Origin of the sequence: Marinobacter iranensis, from assembly GCF_029207565.1 — a bacterium.
GTDB lineage: Bacteria > Pseudomonadota > Gammaproteobacteria > Pseudomonadales > Oleiphilaceae > Marinobacter > Marinobacter iranensis.
The window spans coordinates 1-263 of record NZ_JANCMW010000236.1 but is presented as its reverse complement, the minus strand read 5'-3'; the positions used below and the strand labels follow the sequence as shown (position 1 = coordinate 263).

The following is a 263-nucleotide window of genomic DNA, read 5'->3' as shown; positions in this document are numbered from 1 at the left end:
CCCCGCTGCGACGCTCAGTCCGTCCGCGCTCACGAGCGCGCCACGCGAGTTGATCGAGACGCGGCTGCACCTCGAGCCGATCACGGCCGCGCTCGCCGCAGGCCGGATCGACGGCGATCGGCTCGCGCTGCTCACCCGCCACATCGACGAGCAGGCCGACCTGATCCACGAGCAGGACCAGGTCGCGCGCTTCGTCTCGCTCGGTCTCCAGTTCCACTCCGATCTCGCTCCAGCCTGCGGCAACCACCTGTTCGGCGATCTCG

The 263-nt window shown here is 70.3% G+C and carries 1 protein-coding gene; it reads left to right on the top strand.

Annotation, left to right across the window (positions count from 1 at the left end):
- Positions 1 to 263: FCD domain-containing protein (locus NLU14_RS22170; RefSeq protein WP_275710676.1), on the top strand; the 263-nt coding region annotated here is incomplete at both ends.